The following is an 18,938-nucleotide window of genomic DNA, read 5'->3' as shown; positions in this document are numbered from 1 at the left end:
GAAACGGATATGTACACGATCAAAGAGCAGGCCACCTCCGCGGAAAAACCATACAGAGCCCGATAACCGCCCAATAAAAAAATGCCCCAATCTCTCGACCAGGGCATTTTGTGTAGCTCAGCTTATATATAGAAACTCAAAGCCTTAGTGCGAAACCGCCCCGCTCGCCCCCAACCCGGTCTGCGAACGAACAAACTGCGGGAAGAACAGCGCACGTTCGTTCACACCCTCGGCCGACTTATCGGTGATCGAGAAGAACCAGATCCCGACAAACGCAATGGCCATGGAGAACAGCGCCGGGTATTCATACGGGAAGATCGCCTTCTCGTGCCCCATGATCTGCACCCAGATGGTTGGCCCCAGCACCATCAAGCCAACAGCACTGACCAGACCCAGCCAGCCGCCGATCATCGCACCGCGAGTCGTCAGCTTCTTCCAGTACATCGAAAGCAGCAGTACCGGGAAGTTGCAGCTCGCCGCGATGGAGAACGCCAGGCCCACCATGAACGCGATGTTCTGCTTCTCGAACAGAATACCCAAGCCGATCGCCAGCACCGCCAGAGCGATGGTGGTGATTTTCGAGACACGGATCTCGTCCTTCTCGTTGGCCTTGCCCTTCTTGATCACACTGGCATACAGGTCGTGAGACACCGCCGATGCACCGGCCAGGGTCAAACCGGCCACTACTGCCAGGATGGTCGCGAACGCTACCGCCGAGATGAAGCCCAGGAAGATACTGCCACCCACCGCGTTAGCCAGGTGCACCGCCGCCATGTTGTTACCGCCCAACAGCGCGCCAGCCGCATCTTTGAAGGCCGGGTTGGTGCTGACCAGCAGGATCGCGCCGAAGCCGATGATGAAGGTCAGGATGTAGAAGTAGCCAATGAAGCCGGTTGCATACAGCACGCTCTTGCGGGCTTCTTTCGCGTCACTCACGGTGAAGAAGCGCATCAGGATGTGCGGCAGGCCAGCGGTACCGAACATCAGCGCCAGGCCGAGGGAGAACGCCGAGACCGGATCCTTCACCAGGCCGCCCGGGCTCATGATCGCTTCACCTTTAGGGTGAACCTTGATCGCCTCGGAGAACAGCGCGTTGAAGTCGAAGTTGACGTGTTTCATCACCATCAGCGCCATGAACGAGGCACCGGACAGCAACAGCACCGCCTTGATGATCTGCACCCATGTAGTCGCCAGCATGCCGCCGAACAGTACGTACAGGCACATCAGGATACCGACCAGGATCACCGCAACGTGATAGTCGAGCCCGAACAGCAGCTGAATCAATTTGCCCGCACCGACCATTTGCGCGATCAGGTAGAACGCTACCACCACCAGCGACCCGCAAGCGGACAGCGAGCGAATCTGGGTTTGCCCCAGGCGGTAGGACGCCACGTCGGCAAAGGTGTACTTGCCCAGGTTGCGCAGGCGCTCAGCGATCAGGAACAGAATGATCGGCCAGCCCACCAGGAAGCCGATCGAGTAGATCAGGCCGTCGTAGCCAGAGGTGAACACCAGGGCCGAAATACCCAGGAAGGACGCCGCGGACATGTAGTCACCGGCAATCGCCAGACCGTTCTGGAAACCGGTGATCTTGCCGCCCGCCGCATAGTAGTCGGCGGCCGAGTTGTTTTTCTTGGAGGCCCAGTAAGTGATATATAAAGTCGCACCGACGAACGCCACAAACATCAGGATCGCCGCGACGTTCAGGGGTTGTTTGGCCACTGCACCGGTCAAGGCGTCAGCAGCCCAGGCGCCAGGTGCAAAAGCTGCGATGCTCAATAGAGCCATTAGACGCCGGATCATTGCTGAGCCTCCTTGAGAATCGCATTGTTCAAGTCGTCGAATTCGCCGTTGGCGCGTCGCACGTAGATGCCCGTCAGGATAAAGGCCGAAACAATCAGCCCGACACCGATCGGAATGCCCCAGGTAATCGAAGACTCAGGGCTGATTTTCGCGCCCAGGATATGCGGCCCGTAAGCAATCAAAAGGATGAATCCGGAGTACAGCCCAAGCATGATCGCTGAAAGAATCCAGGCGAATCGTTCTCTCTTGCTGACCAGCTCCTTGAAGCGCGAGCTGTTTTGAATCGAGAGGTAAATGCTGTCGTTCATTGTTTTTATCCTCGCAGCACAGATTTAGTTGGAACGGTATCCACTCTATGCGGCTGCCGGACAGGTTCCAGACGACCTTAGTATTAGAACGACATGACAGAGTCGCCATTTCTCATGCATGCGTTAAACACATAAAAAAGCAAAAGGCCCCTTGGCATAAAGCCAAGGGGCCTTGAGAGGTGCTGACTAGACGCTTCAGATCAAATCATTTGACCCAGTCGGCAACGCGATCCGGGTGTTTGGCCACCCAATCCTTCGCTGCGGCTTCAGGCTTGGCACCCTCCTGAATCGCCAGCATGACTTCGCCGATTTCGTCTTTCGACGCCCATTGGAAGTTCTTCAGGAACTTCGCGACTTCAGGTGCCTTGGCATCCAGGCCCTTGCTACCGATGCTATTTACGGTTTCAGCCGCACCGTAAACGCCTTTCGGATCTTCCAGGAAACGCAGTTTCCACTTGGCGAACATCCAGTGCGGCACCCAACCGGTGACGGCAATGGATTCGTTTTTCTTCTCGGCACGGGTCAGCTCGGCAATCATGCCGGCGCCGGAACTGGCCTTGAGCTGATACCCGGTCAGGTCATAGTCCTTGATCGCCTGCTCGGACTTGAGCATCACGCCTGAACCGGCATCGATACCGACGATACGATTTTTGAAGCTGTCGTCGGTTTTCAGATCGGCAATAGACTTGGCCTTGACGTACTCCGGCACGATCAGGCCGATTTTTGCATCCTTGAAGTTCGGGCCGTAATCGACGACCTGATCCTTGTTCTTGGTCCAGTATTCACCGTGAGTCACGGGCAGCCACGCCGACAGCATGGCGTCGAGTTTGCCAGTGGCCACACCCTGCCACATGATCCCGGTGGCAACCGCTTGCAGCTTCACGTCATAACCGAGTTTCTGCCTGATCACTTCCGCGGCCACGTTGGTCGTGGCGACGCTGTCCGACCAGCCGTCGACATAACCGATCGTCACTGCCTTGCCTTCAGCACTGGCCATCGTAGAACTGATCGCCAGCACCAAAGCGGCACCTGCGCCCAAGAGTCGTCGCATCTTCATCGTTACTTCCCCGAAAGTGCTGCGCTCGACGGATGCCGAGCCGCTCAACGTATTGTTATGGTGCACAGCGCCCCCATCACGCCTCACCGCGAACTCGTTCAAACATCAGCGGAGTACTGACGATTGGATGATCAACCTGACGCCCACTGCGACCTGCTCTGCCAGCGACCTCAAGGCATCGAGAAACGACATCAGAAGGCCATTAATTGCAACCGTCGCAAATCCATCCGCCACCCCGCCCAAACTTTGCATGACAAAATTATGCAGGTCACCAAGCGCGGGACAAATGCAGGTAACATGCGCGGCTTTGTTCCCAGACGGCCTGACCATGCCCGCGACATCCCGCTTTCCTTTTTTTGCTTATTTATTTGCCTGCCTGCTGGGGCTTTTTGCTCTCGGTGGCTTCTGGTATGGACTCGGCAAACCGGTGATCCTGCCGGACGTGGCCAGCGCGACGCACAAGCTGCAATGCGCCTCCTACACCCCGTTCGACAAAGACCAATCGCCGTTCGATGTGCCGTTCAAACTGCGCCCCGAGCGCATGGACGCCGACCTCGCACTGCTGGCAACCCGTTTCGAATGCATCCGCACCTATTCCATGACCGGCCTCGAAGCCCTGCCTGACCTTGCACGCAAGCACGGCTTGAAGCTGATGATCGGTGCCTGGGTCAACAGCAACCCGGTGGACACCGCCAAGGAAGTCGATCTGCTGATCGCCTCGGCCAATGCCAACGCCGATGTAGTGACCTCGGTGATCGTAGGTAACGAAACTCTGCTGCGCAAGGAAGTGACCGGCGCACAGTTGGCAACGCTGATTAACAAGGTCAAAAGTCAGGTCAAACAACCAGTGACCTACGCCGACGTCTGGGAATTCTGGCTCAAGCACCCAGAAATCGCCCCCGCGGTGGACTTCCTGACCATCCATTTGCTGCCCTACTGGGAAGATGATCCGTCGAACATCGACGCTGCACTGCAGCATGTGGCCGAAGTGCGTCAGGTGTTCGGCAACAAATTCGCGCCCAAAGACGTGATGATTGGCGAAACCGGCTGGCCGAGCGAAGGCCGTCAGCGCGAAACCGCCCTGCCGAGCCGGGTCAATGAAGCCAAGTTCATTCGCAGCTTTGTGATCATGGCCGAGCAGCAAGGCTGGCATTACAACCTGATCGAGGCGTTCGACCAGCCCTGGAAACGCGCCAGCGAAGGTGCGGTCGGGGGTTACTGGGGACTGTTCGACGCCGATCGTCAGGACAAGGGCGTGCTGGCCGGGCCGGTCTCGAACGTGCCGTACTGGTCGCAATGGCTGGCCCTGGGTGGCTTGATCTTCATCGGCACACTGATCCTCGGCGGTCGCGTTCGCAGTACTCGTGCGGCGTTGGTTCTGCCGCTGCTCGGCGCGTTGGCGGCCTGTTCGATTGGCGCCTGGGGCGATCTGGCCCGTGTCACCACCCGGTTTACCAGTGAATGGCTGTGGGTCGCCTTGCTGACGGGGTTGAATCTATTGGTGCTGGCGCATGCCGCGCTGACGCTGAGCGCTCGCACTGGCTGGCGTGAACGAGCATTCAATATGTTGGAACGTCGTGCCGGCTGGTGGCTGGCAGCGGCAGGTTTTGCCGCGGCGGTGATGATGCTCGAGTTGGTGTTCGACCCGCGTTATCGCAGCTTCCCGAGTGTCGCGTTCATCCTGCCGGCGCTGGTGTACCTGTGCCGTCCGGTCAGTGTGCCGCGTCGGGAAATCGCCCTGCTGACCTTCATCATCGGCGCCGGCATTGCGCCGCAACTGTATCAAGAAGGTTTGCAGAACCAGCAGGCCTGGAGTTGGGCGCTGGTGAGTGTGCTGATGGTGGCGGCGTTGTGGCGCAGCTTGCGGGTTCGCAAGGGCTGATCTTCAGCGTGCTTGCGGGCCTCTTCGCGGGCAAGCCTCGCTCCTACAGATTTATGTCGACCGTGATAATTGCGGACGACTCTAAACTGTAGGAGCGAGGCTTGCCCGCGAAGGCTGCCCATCAGGCGTTACGAGAAGCCCGAACCAGACGCAAAGCAGCAATCACCACCGCAAACACCGCCAACGTGGTGTTGTACAACGCCAGCGCCGGAAACCCGAACACCAGCGCCAGCACCGCCAGCCACCACCCCGCCCGCCCCGGCAGCACAAAACCGATCACGGCGGCGGCCATTGCCGTCCAGCCCAACACCTTGAAATGAATCATAAAGCCCAGGTTCGACCGAATCTGGCATTCCCAACGACTGGCCTCATCAACGCAAATGCCAACCCATTGAGCATCCTCCATGAAGCCGTAACGCGCGCCATAACTGGCAGCCAGCCATAACGGCAGAAGAACGAGCAACAGGATCACGGGCAGACGGCGGGACATGAAACACTCCAATAAACGAAATCGGCGGCCAGCTTAATCCCCCGCCCGCGGTAAGCAAGTGACATCAACAGATAACTGTTCATCAAATAGCTGCAAAGTGTATCGTCCAGCTACCGTTGCTCCGAAATCAGGCCTGTTCGGTGCCCATCATGGCACTTTGGCGCAAATCCTGTGGTCATAGCCTGCGAACTTCATCCGGCACCTTCCTCTAAGGGATCTAGTCATGCTCCGTTCCTTGCGCTGCGCCGCCCTGTTTGGCGGCTTGATTTTAAGTGCGTCCGCCCTGGCGGCCGACATTGATGCCGCCAGTTACGGCTACCCCCTGACCAACCCGTTCGAGGCGACCATCGCCACGACACCGCCGGAGTTACGCCCGGAATTGCCGCTGGACGACGACATCAATCAGGAGGATCGCAGCGTCACGTTGCGCCCCGAGCGTGAGTTCAGCCTGCCGGACAACTTCTGGCCGGTAAAGAAACTCACCTACCGCATCGCCACGCAAGATCAAGCAGCACCGTTGATCTTCCTGATCTCCGGCACGGGTGCACGCTATGACAGCACCCTCAACGAGTACCTGAAAAAGCTCTACTACAAGGCCGGCTATCACGTGGTGCAGCTGTCGTCGCCGACCAGCTTCGACTTCATGACCGCCGCTTCGCGTTTCGCCACCCCCGGCGTGACCAAGGAAGATGCCGAAGACATGTACCGGGTGATGCAGGCCGTGCGGGCACAGAACCCGAAGCTGCCGGTCACCGATTATTTCCTGACCGGTTACAGCCTTGGCGCACTGGATGCGGCCTTCGTCGCGCACCTGGATGAAACCCGTCGCAGCTTCAATTTCAAGAAAGTCTTGCTGCTAAACCCGCCGGTCAACCTTTACACCTCGGTCACCAACCTGGACAAGCTGGTACAAACAGAGGTAAAGGGCATCACCAACAGCACCACCTTCTATGAACTGGTACTGGACAAACTGACCCGCTACTTCCAGCAGAAAGGCTACATCGACCTCAACGATGCCCTGCTCTACGACTTCCAGCAGTCCAAGCAGCACTTGAGCAACGAACAGATGGCCATGCTGATTGGCACTTCGTTCCGTTTCTCGGCAGCAGACATCGCCTTCACCTCGGACCTGATCAACCGCCGCGGCCTGATCACGCCACCGAAATACCCGATCACCGAAGGCACCACCCTCACGCCGTTCCTCAAACGCGCGCTGCAATGCGACTTCGACTGCTACCTGACCGAGCAGGTCATTCCGATGTGGCGCGCCCGCACCGACGGCGGCAGCCTGCTGCAACTGATCGATCAGGTCAGCCTGTATGCGCTCAAGGACTACCTGCACGACAGCCCGAAAATCGCCGTCATGCACAACGCCGACGACGTGATTCTCGGCCCTGGCGACCTGGGGTTTCTGCGCCGGACCTTCGGCGACCGTTTGACTGTTTATCCATTGGGCGGCCATTGCGGCAACCTCAACTATCGCGTCAACAGCGACGCCATGCTGGAGTTTTTCCGTGGCTAAATACCCCCTCCTGATCGCAGCGTTACTCTGTGCAGGCGTCGCCAATGCCGACAACAGCAAGGCCAATGCACCTGTGGTGGTCGATGGTGACGGCTTCAAGGAACCGCTGAGCAAACTCAAATTCAACCCGGGGCTGGATCAGCGCGAGTTCGAGCGCTCGACACTCAACGCGTTGAACGTCTACGACCCGCTGGAAGAATGGAACCGCCGCGTCTACCACTTCAACTACCGTTTCGACCAATGGGTGTTCCTGCCCGTGGTCAACGGCTATCGCTACATCACCCCAAGCTTCCTGCGCACCGGCGTCAGCAACTTCTTCAACAACGTCGGCGATATACCGAACCTGGTGAACAGCTTGCTGCAATTCAAAGGTCAGCGTTCGATGGAAACCACCGCGCGCCTGTTGCTCAACACCACCATCGGTGTCGCCGGCCTGTGGGACCCGGCCACCGCCATGGGGTTGCCGCGCCAGAGCGAAGACTTCGGTCAGACACTGGGCTTCTACGGCGTACCGGGCGGCGCCTACTTCGTGCTGCCGATCCTCGGCCCGTCAAACCTGCGTGACACTGCAGGCCTGGTGGTGGATTACACAGGCGAATCGGCGATCAACTTCTTGAACGTGGCCGAAGTCAGCTCCAACCATCCGGAAGTCTGGGCACTTCGCATTATCGACAAGCGCTATCAGAACAGCTTCCGCTACGGCCAGCTGAATACGCCGTTCGAGTATGAAAAAGTGCGTTACGTGTACACCGAGTCGCGCAAGCTGCAGGTCGCCGAGTAATTCCGTCGACAACAAAAAAGGCCATTCGATTTGCGTCGAATGGCCTTTTTTTATGCGCGATGTATCAAACACCATCAACCGAATGTGGGAGCGAGCCTGCTCGCGATAACGGCCTAACAGTCAACATGGATGTCGAAGGTTATGCCCCCATCGCGAGCAGGCTCGCTTGTACAGGTTCAGGCTTTCACCGTTTTCCAAAGCTTGCCGACAGCCATCACGCCCACCAACACCGCCGCGCCCGCCACAATCCCGGCCACCGCATTCAGCAACGTCGGCACGATAAACCCGGCCCCACCAGCACCCGCGCTGACACTCTCGATCCAGTGATGAACCACCGGCACGCCGTGGGTCAGAATCCCGCCGCCGACCAAGAACATCGCCGCGGTACCGATCACCGACAGGCTTTTCATCATGTAAGGCGCTGCACGCAGAATCCCGCCGCCGATGCTTTTGGCCATTTGACCGGGCTTCTGGGTCAGCCACAGACCGAGGTCATCGAGTTTGACGATGCCGGCCACCAGGCCGTAGACACCGACGGTCATGACGATGGCGATGCCCGAGAGCACGATCACTTGCTGGGTCAGCGAAGCGCCAGCCACGGTGCCCAAGGTGATGGCGATGATTTCCGCCGAAAGGATGAAGTCGGTACGAATCGCCCCTTTGATCTTGTCCTTCTCGAACGCCACCAGATCGACCGCCGGGTTGGCCACAGCCTCGACCAGTTCTGCGTGTTCGGCCTGATCTTCAGCTTTGCTGTGCAGGAATTTGTGGGCGAGTTTCTCGAAACCTTCAAAGCACAGGTAAGCGCCACCGACCATCAACAACGGCGTGACCAGCCACGGAATGAACGCGCTGATGGCCAATGCCGACGGCACCAGGATCAGCTTGTTGAGGAACGAGCCCTTGGCCACCGCCCACACCACCGGGATTTCCCGCTCGGCACGCACGCCGGAAACCTGCTGGGCGTTGAGCGCCAGATCGTCGCCAAGCACACCGGCGGTCTTCTTGGCGGCCATTTTGGTCATCAACGCCACATCGTCCAGTACGGTGGCGATGTCGTCGATCAGCACCAGCAAACTGCTTCCTGCCATGAATCAGGTTTCCTTCTTGAATGAATGGTGCGCAGCATAGCGCGACCCGAGGCCAGACGGGGCATTCTTGAGCGCCGCGCGAGGCCGGTGCTACCATGCGCAACCGCCAGAACAGGCAAGGAACTCCTTGGTTTATGAGCACCATCCGCGAGCGCAACAAAGAACTGATCCTGCGTGCCGCCAGTGAAGAATTTGCCGACAAGGGCTTCGCTGCGACCAAAACCAGTGACATCGCGGCCAAGGCCGGGCTACCCAAGCCTAACGTCTACTATTACTTCAAATCCAAGGAAAACCTCTACCGCGAGGTCCTGGAAAGCATCATCGTGCCGATCCTGCAGGCCTCGACGCCGTTCAACGCCGATGGCGTACCCAGCGAAGTGCTGAGCGGCTACATTCGCTCGAAAATCCGCATCTCCCGTGACCTGCCCTTCGCCTCCAAGGTGTTCGCCAGCGAAATCATGCACGGCGCCCCACACCTGAGCCCTGACCTGGTCGAGCAGCTCAACGGCCAGGCCAGGCACAACATCGACTGCATCCAGACCTGGATCGACCGGGGCCAGATCGCCCCGATCGACCCCAACCACCTGATGTTCAGCATCTGGGCCGCGACCCAGACCTATGCCGACTTCGACTGGCAGATCTCTGCGGTTACCGGGAAAGCCAAGCTGGATGAGGCCGACTATGAGGCGGCGGCGCAAACGATTATCCGGCTGGTGCTCAAGGGGTGTGAGCTGGACTGATAGACTGAGCGAACCCCAATCGCGGGCAAGCCCGCTCCCACAGGTTCGGTGGTGTACAAAAAATATGTGAACACCCCAATCCTTGTGGGAGCGGGCTTGCCCGCGATGAAGGCGACTCGATCTAAATTCTTAAAGCCAGATGGCATCCCACAACGGATAGTCGCCAAGCCGCTCTACAAGACCTGCCCGTAATGGATTGGCCACTACATACCGTGCCATCTTCACCAAGTCTTCTTCTCGCCTCAATGCCCGGTCGTGATAGCCCTGCTGCCAAAGTGGTCCGTTCCTGTTACTGGAAAGATTCACCTCCCGCGTAATCAGTGACTTGGTTTGACGCATCAGATTACTGAGCGAACATTTCTCCAATTCGACAAGCCAATGGAAGTGATCAGGCATGACCACCCATGCCAGTGAATTCACTAACCCTGTGTTCTGTGCTTGGCGAAATTGATGAACAACCAACCTGCCCAATGCGAAATCCGCAAATACCGGCTCGCGATCAAGTGTATTGGTAGTCAGTAAGTAGATTCGATTGGGTTCGGCATAGCGCCCCGTTCGTAGGCGATGTGAAGCAGGAAGATCAGGCAATCCGTTGCCCCTTCGTGATGGATTCATCAGAAGACTAGACCTCAGCGGCCCATAGACCGCGACAGTCCGTTATCTGGATGTGTCCATGAGGCCGCCATCGCGGGCAAGCCCGCTCCCACAAGAATCGAAGGTGTTCACAGATTCTGTGTCCACCAAAAAACTGTGGGAGCGGGCTTGCCCGCGATGACATTCGATCAGACGCTGAAGATCAACCAACCACCCCCGCATCCGCCCTCAACCCCTGCGTCTCGATCGCCCTGATTGCACATTGCTCATCAACATCAGACAAATCACCACTGATGCCCACCGCCCCCAACACACTCCCATCCTGATCCCGAATCAACACGCCGCCCGGTACCGGGACGACGCTGCCCTGCCCCAGGCTATTCAGCGCGGCGAAGAAGGCCGGGCGTTGTTGGGCGTCCTGGGCCAGCAGGCGTGAGCCCTTGCCCAGGGCGATGGCGCCCCAGGCTTTGCCGATGGCGATCTGCGGGCGTAGCAGGCTGGCGCCGTCTTCGCGCTGCAGCGTTATCAAGTGCCCGCCGGCGTCCAGCACGGCAACGGTCAAGGGCGCGGCAGAGATTGCGCGACCTGCGGAGATGGCTTGATTGGCCAGGTTGACTGCGACGTTCAAGGTTAAAGCGCTCATGGTGCCGTCCTCATTTTGTTATTGGGAAAGCCGTTGGATTGCTTTCTGTTGCGCAATCCGATACAACAAATAGAACACAATAAATTATTTTTTTGTATACAATAATTCTCGAAAAGCGCCACATGCGACGAAAAGCCACAGTTCTTTGGGCTTCCGACGAATGAAACAGCTGCTTGAGAAAATGGATTGACCTGCGCCGTCCGCCGTGAATACACTCTGCGCAAAGCCACTTGTATACAATTACAAAACGTAAGAGGCACAAAACCATGAGCAAAATGAGAGCAATCGAAGCCGCCGTTCTGGTGATGCGCCGTGAAGGGGTTGATACCGCTTTTGGCATCCCGGGCGCCGCGATCAACCCGCTGTACTCCGCCTTGCAGAAGGTCGGTGGCATCGATCACGTCCTCGCTCGCCACGTTGAAGGCGCCTCGCACATGGCCGAGGGTTACACCCGCACCAAGGCCGGCAACATTGGCGTGTGCATCGGCACGTCCGGCCCTGCCGGTACGGACATGGTCACCGGGCTTTACAGCGCCTCGGCCGACTCGATTCCTATCCTCTGCATTACCGGCCAGGCACCGCGGGCCCGGATGCACAAGGAAGATTTCCAGGCCGTCGACATCACCAGCATAGTCAAGCCGGTCACCAAGTGGTCGACCACCGTTATGGAGCCGGGCCAGGTGCCTTACGCGTTCCAGAAAGCCTTCTATGAAATGCGCTCCGGCCGCCCAGGCCCAGTGCTGATCGACCTGCCGTTCGACGTGCAGATGGCCGAAATCGAATTCGACATCGACGCCTACGAGCCGCTGCCGCTGGCCAAGCCAACCGCTAATCGCGTACAGATCGAGAAGGCCCTGGCCATGCTCGATCAGGCTGAGCGCCCACTGTTGGTGGCCGGTGGTGGCATCATCAATGCCGACGCCAGCGAGTTGCTGGTGGAGTTCGCTGAGCTGACCGGCATTCCAGTGATCCCGACCCTGATGGGCTGGGGCACCATCCCGGACGATCACCCGCTGATGGTCGGCATGGTTGGTCTGCAAACCTCGCACCGCTACGGCAACGCCACGATGCTGAAGTCGGACGTGGTGCTGGGCGTCGGTAACCGTTGGGCCAACCGTCACACCGGTTCGGTCGACGTTTACACCGAAGGCCGCAAGTTCATTCACGTCGACATTGAACCGACCCAGATCGGCCGCGTGTTCACCCCGGACCTGGGCATCGTGTCCGACGCTGCTGCCGCGTTGACCGTGTTCATCGAAGTCGCTCGCGAATGGCAAGCCGCCGGCAAGTTGAAAAACCGTAGTGCCTGGCTGCAAGACTGCCAGCAACGCAAAGCCAGCCTGCAGCGCAAGACTCACTTCGACAACGTACCGGTCAAGCCGCAACGGGTGTACGAAGAGATGAACCAGGTGTTCGGCAAGGACACCTGCTACGTCAGCACTATCGGTCTGTCGCAGATAGCCGGCGCGCAGTTCCTGCACGTCTACAAGCCACGTCACTGGATCAACTGCGGCCAGGCCGGTCCCTTGGGTTGGACCATTCCGGCCGCACTCGGCGTGGTCAAGGCTGATCCGACCCGTAAGGTTGTAGCGCTTTCGGGCGACTACGACTTCCAGTTCATGATCGAAGAACTGGCGGTGGGCGCGCAGTTCAAGCTGCCGTACATCCACGTTGTCGTGAACAACTCGTACCTGGGGCTGATCCGTCAGGCTCAGCGCGGTTTCGACATGGACTACTGCGTGCAGTTGTCTTTCGACAACCTCAACGCTCCGGAACTCAACGGTTATGGTGTCGACCACGTCGCGGTCGCCGAAGGCCTGGGTTGCAAGGCGTTGCGGGTGTTCGAACCGGCTCAGATCCAGCCTGCCCTGCGCAAGGCTCAGGAACTGATCGAGGAGTTCAAGGTGCCGGTGATCGTCGAAATCATTCTGGAGCGCGTGACCAACATTTCCATGGGCACCGAGATCAACGCCGTCAACGAATTCGAAGACCTGGCACTGGTCGGTAACGATGCTCCGACGGCGATTTCGTTGCTCGATTAACTGCTGATTGATGATCGTTCCCACGCTCTGCGTGGGAATGCAGCCCGGGACGCTCCGCGTCCCAACAGCGGACGCAGAGCGTCCAATGAGGCATTCCCACGCAGAGCGTGGGAACGATAACTTTAAACGGGAGACCACCATGCCGCGTTTCGCAGCCAACCTGTCCATGCTGTTCACCGAACAGGATTTTCTTGCCCGTTTCGACGCTGCCGCCAAGGCCGGCTTCAGTGGTGTCGAATACCTGTTTCCCTACGATTTCAGCTCCGCCGAAATCAAGGCCAGGCTCGATGCCAATGGCTTGACCCAGGTGCTGTTCAACCTGCCGGCCGGTGACTGGGCCAAGGGCGAGCGCGGTATCGCTTGCCTGCCGGATCGGGTCGAAGAATTCCGCGCCGGTGTCGATCTGGCCATCGCTTACGCCAAAGTACTGGGCAATACCCAGATCAATTGCCTGGCCGGTATTCGTCCACAAGGTGTCGACGATGCCACCGTGAAAAAGACCTTTGTCGCCAACCTCAAGTACGCGGCCGACAAGCTGCAAGCGGTGGGCATCAAACTGGTGATGGAAGCAATCAACACCCGTGACATCCCAGGCTTCTACCTGAACAACACGGCGCAAGCCCTGTCGATTCGCGAACAAGTCGGCAGCGCCAACCTGTTCCTGCAATACGACATCTATCACATGCAAATCATGGAGGGCGACCTGGCCCGGACCATGGCTGCGCACTTGGGCGAGATCAACCACATCCAGTTGGCCGACAACCCAGGGCGCAACGAACCGGGCACCGGTGAAATCAACTACCGCTTCCTGTTCGAACACCTGGACCGCATCGGTTATCAGGGTTGGGTTGGCTGTGAATACAAGCCGCTGGCCGCCACCGAGGCGGGACTGGGCTGGTTGAAAACCCATAACGCGATTTGAAGTTGAAACAGAACCATTGTGGCGAGGGAGCTTGCTCCCGCTCGGCTGCGAAGCAGACGTAAAACCTGCGAGCGAGTTCTACCTGACACACCGCAGTGGCTGTTTTGGGGTCGCTTCGCAACCCAGCGGGAGCAAGCTCCCTCGCCACAGTATGTGTCTACCTCAGCCACGCGCACATTATTTGGCTACACAAAAACAAGAGGATTTTCTCATGGCTAAAATCGGATTTATCGGCACCGGCATCATGGGCCACCCAATGGCGTTGAACCTGCAGAAAGCCGGTCACAGCCTGTTCCTGTCGGCGCACCACGACCCAGCCCCTGCCGATCTGGTCGCTGCTGGCGCCATCGCCCTGGCGAACCCGAAAGAAGTGGCCCAGGAAGCCGAATTCATCATCGTCATGGTCCCGGATACCCCGCAGGTCGATGACGTGCTGTTCCGCGCCGATGGCGTTGCAGCAGGCGTGAGCAAGGGCAAAGTCGTGATCGACATGAGCTCGATCTCGCCGACTGCCACCAAAGCCTTCGCTGCCAAGATCAACGAGAAAGGCGCGCAGTACCTCGACGCCCCGGTTTCCGGCGGCGAAGTCGGCGCCAAGGCTGCGACCCTGAGCATCATGGTCGGCGGCGATGCCGATGCCTTCGAACGCGCCCTGCCGCTGTTCCAGGCCATGGGCAAGAACATCACCCTGGTGGGCGGCAACGGCGACGGTCAAACCGCGAAAGTGGCTAACCAGATCATCGTTGCGCTGAACATCCAGGCCGTCGCCGAAGCCTTGCTGTTCGCCTCGAAAAACGGTGCTGATCCGGCCAAGGTGCGTGAAGCGCTGATGGGTGGCTTCGCGTCGTCGAAGATTCTCGAAGTTCACGGCGAACGCATGATCAAGGGCACCTTCGACCCGGGCTTCCGCATCAGTCTGCACCAGAAGGACCTCAATCTGGCCCTGGCCGGCGCTCGCGAACTGGGCATCAACCTGCCGAACACCGCCAATACCCAGCAAGTGTTCAGTACCTGCGCGGCCATCGGTGGCAGCAACTGGGACCACTCGGCGCTGATCAAAGGCCTGGAACACATGGCGAATTTCTCGATTCGCGATAAGTAAAGCCATCACCCGCCCCTGTAGGAGCGAGGCTTGCCCGCGAAGGGATCGCCTCGGTGCAGCAGAAACACCGAGGTGGCCGGTTCGCGGGCAAGCCTCGCTCCTACAGGGGCAAGCAGCTTTCCCCAATAACAAGAATTCCGGGAGCCCGCCATGTCGGTCGATCCGCAACAATTGCTGCGCGAGCTGTTTGCCACAGCCATCGACGCGGCCCATCCGCAGCACGTCCTCGAAGCCCATTTGCCCAAAGATCGCAGCGGTCGGGTGATCGTCATCGGCGCCGGTAAAGCCGCAGCCGCCATGGCCCAGGTGGTCGAGCGCTGCTGGCAGGGCGAAGTGTCCGGCCTGGTGGTGACCCGTTACGGCCATGGCGCACCGTGCGAAAAAATCGAAGTGGTCGAAGCCGCGCACCCAGTGCCGGATGCTGCCGGCCTGGCCGTGGCGAAACGGGTACTGGAACTGGTCAGCGACCTGACTGAAGACGACCGCGTGATCTTCCTGCTCTCGGGCGGTGGCTCTGCCCTCCTCGCCTTGCCCGCCGCCGGCATCACCCTCGCCGACAAACAGTCGATCAACAAAGCGCTGCTCAAATCCGGCGCGACCATCGGCGAGATGAATTGCGTGCGCAAGCACCTCTCGGCAATCAAGGGCGGTCGTCTGGGCAAAGCCTGCTGGCCAGCCACGGTTTATACCTATGCGATTTCCGATGTACCGGGCGATCTCGCCACGGTCATCGCGTCCGGGCCCACCGTGGCCGACCCGAGCACCTCGGCCGAAGCGCTGGCGATCCTCAAGCGTTACGACATCGAAGTTCCGGCCTCGGTGCGTAACTGGTTGCAAAGCCCGGAATCGGAAACGGTAAAACCCGGCGATCCGAGCCTGGCCCGCAGTCATTTCCAGTTGATCGCACGCCCACAGCAATCGCTCGAAGCGGCAGCGGTGAAAGCCCGTCAGGCCGGTTTCAGTCCGTTGATTCTCGGCGACCTGGAAGGTGAATCTCGGGACGTGGCGAAGGTCCATGCCGGCATTGCGCGGCAGATCGTCCAGCACGGCCAGCCGCTGGCAGCGCCGTGCGTGATTCTGTCCGGCGGCGAAACCACCGTCACCGTGCGCGGCAATGGCCGTGGCGGGCGCAACGCCGAATTCCTGCTGAGCCTGACCGACAGCCTCAAAGGCCTGCCCGGCGTCTACGCGCTGGCCGGTGACACCGACGGCATCGACGGTTCCGAAGACAACGCCGGCGCCATCATGACCCCAGACAGTTACACCCGCGCTGCCGCCCTCGGCCTCGCTGCCTGCGATGAACTGGACAACAACAATGGCTACGGCTATTTCGCCGCGCTGGATGCGCTGATCGTCACCGAACCGACCCGCACCAACGTGAACGACTTCCGCGCCATCCTGATTCTCGAGAGCACTAAACATGACGCCTGATAAGAAGGTCAAAATTCTCGCCACCCTTGGCCCGGCCACCAACGGAATCGACGACATCCGTGAGCTGGTGCAGGCCGGGGTCAATATTTTTCGTCTGAACTTCAGCCACGGCGATCACGCCGACCACGCCCAGCGCTATCAGTGGATTCGTGAAGTCGAGCGCCAACTGAATTACCCGTTGGGGATACTGATGGACCTGCAAGGCCCGAAATTGCGGGTCGGCAAATTCGCCCAAGGCAAAGTGCAGCTTCATCGCGGTCAGGCCTTGCGTCTGGACCTGGACCCGACGCCGGGTGATGAACGCCGGGTCAACTTGCCTCACCCGGAAATCATCGCCGCGCTTACGCCCGGCATGGACCTGCTGCTGGACGACGGCAAGCTACGCCTGCGGGTGGTGACCAAGTACGCCGATGCCATTGACACCACGGTGCTCAATGGCGGCGAGCTGTCGGACCGCAAAGGCGTCAACGTGCCGCAAGCGGTGCTCGACCTGAGCCCGTTGACCACCAAGGATCGTCGCGACTTGAGCTTCGGTCTGGAGCTGGGGGTGGACTGGGTTGCGCTGTCATTCGTGCAACGCCCGGAAGACATCCGCGAAGCCCGCGCACTGATTGGTGACAAGGCGTTTTTGATGGCGAAAATCGAGAAGCCATCGGCCGTGACTCAACTGCGGGAAATCGCCGAATTGAGCGATGCGATTATGGTCGCTCGCGGTGACTTGGGCGTGGAAGTCCCGGCCGAGAGCGTGCCGCAGATTCAGAAAAACATCATCAGCACTTGCCGCCAACTCGGTAAACCGGTGGTGGTAGCAACGCAGATGCTGGAGTCGATGCGTTTCTCTCCTGCACCGACCCGCGCCGAAGTCACTGACGTCGCCAACGCGGTGGCCGAAGGCGCGGACGCGGTGATGCTGTCGGCGGAAACCGCGTCCGGCGAGTATCCGCTGGAAGCGGTGCAGATGATGAGCAAGATCATCCGTCAGGTGGAAAACGGCCCGGACTATCAGGCCCAACTGGACGTGAGCCGGCCGAAAGCCGAGGCCACGGTGTCGGACGCGATCAGTTGCGCCATCCGCCGCATCAGCAACGTGCTACCGGTGGCGGTGCTGGTGAATTACAGCGAGTCCGGAACCTCTAGCCTGCGGGCTGCGCGGGAACGGCCAACGGTGCCGATCCTCAACCTGACGCCGAATTTGCAAACTGCACGGCGTTTGACGGTGGCGTGGGGCGTGCATTCGGTGGTCAACGATCGGCTGCGCCAGGTGGACGAAGTGTGCTCGACGGCGTTGGAGATTGCCCAGGCACAGGGCATGGCTCAACGCGGCGATACGTTGCTGATTACTGCGGGGGTGCCGTTCGGGCAGCCGGGGTCGACCAACTCATTGCGCATTGAGACGTTGATTTAAAGAACTACTCCTGGAAGAACTACCCCTGTGGCGAGGGAGCTTGCTCCCGCTCGTCTGCGAAGCAGTCGTCGCTTCGGCATGACGGTTTCAACAGAAAGACCGCATTGCTGATTTCAGGGCTGCTCCACAGCCCAGCGGGAGCAAGCTCCCTCGCCACAGTTTTTGTGCAAGACCCTGGATTTTCTCTGCCCTAGACCCCACCCATGCCTGCCCACCACTTCAACACCCACTGCCCCGACTGGGCCACTGCCCTGCTCAATGGCTTCAGCCAGATCTTTCTCCAGCGCCATCCGCTGTGCGGTCTGCTGTGTCTGTTGGCGATTCTGTTCAGCACCCCGGCCCTGCTCGGCGGTGCGTTGCTGGGAGGGGTCGCCGGGTTGCTCACCGCGCAACGTCGCGGTTACACCAAGGCTGATCGTCAGGCCGGGCTGTTCAGTTACAACGGTATTCTGCTCGGTCTGCTGCTGAGCCTTTATTTCCCATGGTCGGCGCTGCTGCCGCCGCTGATCATTGCCGCTGGCGGCCTGAGCGCGATGCTCACCCAGCAATGGCTCAAGCGTTCGCGCGATCACCATTGCCTTCCCGCCTACACCGCGCCCTTTGTCGGGATAAGTTGGTTGCTACTGTCGTTTGCCGCTCCCCAGCAACCCGCGCCGCTGATCGAAATGACCACACTCAATTTGCTCGCCGCGTCATTGAAAGGGCTCGGTCAGGTGCTGTTTCTCGGTCATCCGCTGGCCGGTGCTCTGATTGCAACGGGTTTGATGATCGCTGACCGTCGTGCCTTCCTGTGGGCGCTGCTCGGCTCCGCTGCTGGTCTCATCTTCGCCTTGCTGCACCACGACACTTCAAGCGCCTTACAGGGCTTGAGCGGCTACAACGCCGTGCTCGCCGCCCTCGCCTTCAGCCAAAATCGTCGCCAGCCTTGGCTGCCATTGTTGGGAATCCTGCTGGCGGTGTTGCTCACACCGGGGTTCGCCGCACTCGGCCTGGCCACGTTGACTGCCCCCTTCATCCTCGCCTGCTGGCTGATTCGCGCAGGCATTCGGGTGTTGCGTCAGGCCGCCATGGAAAGCGCGCCTTGCGCTACCAGGGAGAATCACCCTAGGCTTCGCTGATTCTCGG

Annotated in this window: 17 protein-coding genes; 10 read left to right on the top strand and 7 right to left on the bottom strand. The window is 59.5% G+C overall.

Annotated features, from left to right (window positions below):
• Window positions 1–144: 144 nt before the first annotated feature.
• The 3 genes from PMI18_RS28730 to PMI18_RS28740 all read right to left on the bottom strand — a co-directional run bounded on the left by PMI18_RS28730 (window position 145) and on the right by PMI18_RS28740 (window position 3,168).
• The gene (locus PMI18_RS28730) at window positions 145–1,803 is read right to left on the bottom strand and encodes a cation acetate symporter (RefSeq protein ID WP_007894283.1); all 1,659 of its coding nucleotides are present in this window, start codon (window positions 1,801–1,803) and stop codon (window positions 145–147) included.
• Entirely contained in the window at window positions 1,800–2,111 is a 312-nt protein-coding gene (locus PMI18_RS28735; protein ID WP_007894282.1) for a DUF485 domain-containing protein, read from the bottom strand. Before PMI18_RS28735 ends, PMI18_RS28730 begins: the two co-directional genes overlap by 4 nt.
• 205 nt (window positions 2,112–2,316) lie before the next feature.
• Window positions 2,317–3,168: a glycine betaine ABC transporter substrate-binding protein gene (locus tag PMI18_RS28740; protein WP_007894281.1), complete on the bottom strand. Its 852-nt coding sequence runs from the start codon at window positions 3,166–3,168 to the stop codon at window positions 2,317–2,319.
• Window positions 3,169–3,454: 286 nt separating this feature from the next.
• Between PMI18_RS28740 and PMI18_RS28745 the strand changes: the two genes are divergently transcribed.
• Entirely contained in the window at window positions 3,455–5,050 is a 1,596-nt protein-coding gene (locus PMI18_RS28745) for a glycoside hydrolase family 17 protein (RefSeq protein ID WP_007894280.1), read from the top strand.
• Window positions 5,051–5,171: 121 nt separating this feature from the next.
• On the opposite strand, the gene PMI18_RS28750 is transcribed toward PMI18_RS28745, so the two are convergent.
• On the bottom strand, window positions 5,172–5,540 hold the full coding sequence (locus PMI18_RS28750) for a hypothetical protein (RefSeq protein WP_007894274.1): 369 nt from the start codon (window positions 5,538–5,540) through the stop codon (window positions 5,172–5,174).
• 223 nt (window positions 5,541–5,763) lie between these two features.
• On the opposite strand from PMI18_RS28750, the gene PMI18_RS28755 reads away from it, so the two are divergent.
• On the top strand, window positions 5,764–7,062 hold the full coding sequence (locus PMI18_RS28755; protein ID WP_007894273.1) for a hypothetical protein: 1,299 nt from the start codon (window positions 5,764–5,766) through the stop codon (window positions 7,060–7,062).
• The gene (locus tag PMI18_RS28760) at window positions 7,055–7,843 is read left to right on the top strand and encodes an MlaA family lipoprotein (protein ID WP_007894272.1); all 789 of its coding nucleotides are present in this window, start codon (window positions 7,055–7,057) and stop codon (window positions 7,841–7,843) included. Before PMI18_RS28755 ends, PMI18_RS28760 begins: the two co-directional genes overlap by 8 nt.
• Window positions 7,844–8,019: 176 nt before the next feature.
• Here PMI18_RS28760 and PMI18_RS28765 read toward each other — a convergent pair whose 3' ends face one another.
• The gene (locus PMI18_RS28765; protein WP_007894271.1) at window positions 8,020–8,934 is read right to left on the bottom strand and encodes a DUF808 domain-containing protein; all 915 of its coding nucleotides are present in this window, start codon (window positions 8,932–8,934) and stop codon (window positions 8,020–8,022) included.
• A gap of 134 nt (window positions 8,935–9,068) precedes the next feature.
• On the opposite strand from PMI18_RS28765, the gene PMI18_RS28770 reads away from it, so the two are divergent.
• Window positions 9,069–9,674, top strand: a complete 606-nt coding sequence (locus tag PMI18_RS28770; protein ID WP_007894269.1) for a TetR/AcrR family transcriptional regulator — start codon at window positions 9,069–9,071, stop codon at window positions 9,672–9,674.
• Between the two features lie 129 nt (window positions 9,675–9,803).
• Here PMI18_RS28770 and PMI18_RS0129190 read toward each other — a convergent pair whose 3' ends face one another.
• Both PMI18_RS0129190 and PMI18_RS28775 read right to left on the bottom strand, forming a co-directional pair.
• Complete coding sequence (locus PMI18_RS0129190) at window positions 9,804–10,262, bottom strand: REP-associated tyrosine transposase (RefSeq protein WP_033035586.1); 459 nt, start codon at window positions 10,260–10,262, stop codon at window positions 9,804–9,806.
• Window positions 10,263–10,470: 208 nt separating this feature from the next.
• Window positions 10,471–10,911 (bottom strand): GlcG/HbpS family heme-binding protein, encoded by a 441-nt coding sequence (locus tag PMI18_RS28775; protein ID WP_007894264.1) that lies wholly within the window; start codon window positions 10,909–10,911, stop codon window positions 10,471–10,473.
• A 266-nt stretch (window positions 10,912–11,177) separates the two neighbouring features.
• Between PMI18_RS28775 and gcl the strand changes: the two genes are divergently transcribed.
• The 6 genes from gcl (at window position 11,178) to PMI18_RS28805 (ending at window position 18,931) form a co-directional block, all read left to right on the top strand.
• Complete coding sequence (gcl, locus tag PMI18_RS28780; RefSeq protein ID WP_007894263.1) at window positions 11,178–12,953, top strand: glyoxylate carboligase; 1,776 nt, start codon at window positions 11,178–11,180, stop codon at window positions 12,951–12,953.
• Between the two features lie 139 nt (window positions 12,954–13,092).
• Window positions 13,093–13,875 (top strand): hydroxypyruvate isomerase, encoded by a 783-nt coding sequence (gene hyi / locus PMI18_RS28785; RefSeq protein ID WP_007894262.1) that lies wholly within the window; start codon window positions 13,093–13,095, stop codon window positions 13,873–13,875.
• Window positions 13,876–14,086: 211 nt separating this feature from the next.
• Window positions 14,087–14,977, top strand: coding sequence for a 2-hydroxy-3-oxopropionate reductase (locus PMI18_RS28790; RefSeq protein ID WP_007894261.1), 891 nt, complete (start codon window positions 14,087–14,089; stop codon window positions 14,975–14,977).
• Window positions 14,978–15,127: 150 nt separating this feature from the next.
• Window positions 15,128–16,408, top strand: coding sequence for a glycerate kinase type-2 family protein (locus PMI18_RS28795; RefSeq protein ID WP_007894260.1), 1,281 nt, complete (start codon window positions 15,128–15,130; stop codon window positions 16,406–16,408).
• The gene (gene pyk / locus PMI18_RS28800; RefSeq protein ID WP_007894259.1) at window positions 16,398–17,813 is read left to right on the top strand and encodes a pyruvate kinase; all 1,416 of its coding nucleotides are present in this window, start codon (window positions 16,398–16,400) and stop codon (window positions 17,811–17,813) included. Before PMI18_RS28795 ends, pyk begins: the two co-directional genes overlap by 11 nt.
• A gap of 203 nt (window positions 17,814–18,016) precedes the next feature.
• Window positions 18,017–18,931, top strand: coding sequence for an urea transporter (locus PMI18_RS28805; RefSeq protein ID WP_007894258.1), 915 nt, complete (start codon window positions 18,017–18,019; stop codon window positions 18,929–18,931).
• The last annotated feature ends 7 nt before the right edge of the window (window positions 18,932–18,938 follow it).

This window comes from Pseudomonas sp. GM102, assembly GCF_000282555.1.
Taxonomy (GTDB): domain Bacteria; phylum Pseudomonadota; class Gammaproteobacteria; order Pseudomonadales; family Pseudomonadaceae; genus Aquipseudomonas.
Note: the sequence above shows the minus strand (reverse complement) of the source record. Positions and strands in the feature narration are given on the sequence as shown.